The organism is Citrobacter sp. TBCS-14, from assembly GCF_005280805.1.
Lineage (GTDB): Bacteria > Pseudomonadota > Gammaproteobacteria > Enterobacterales > Enterobacteriaceae > Citrobacter > Citrobacter gillenii.
This window is the reverse complement of sequence record NZ_SZWM01000419.1, coordinates 1-210: the sequence shown is the minus strand read 5'-3', so window position 1 is coordinate 210 and position 210 is coordinate 1. Positions and strand designations below refer to the sequence as shown.

1 pseudogene is annotated in these 210 nt (G+C 58.6%); it reads left to right on the top strand.

Annotated elements, in window-relative coordinates:
- Positions 1-45 precede the first annotated feature (45 nt).
- Positions 46-210 (top strand): annotated as a pseudogene (locus FDX22_RS15870) (dicarboxylate/amino acid:cation symporter); the annotation flags it as partial.

The window sequence follows — 210 nt, the reverse complement described above, 5'->3', positions numbered from 1 at the left end:
AAAGACATCTTCTCCGGCGCTTAAGCCCCCCATTCGGCGCAGATCCTGGGCGAAACCTCAACCATCGGGCGCGTGGGCGGCAAAGCGATGATCTGGTTTATCAGCTCTTCTATTCTGTCTATTCTGGTCGGCCTGTTTGTGGTCTCCCTCGAACAACCCGGCAGCGGTCTGAACCTGGCGATCCCGCTGGAAGCCACTGATACCGGCCTG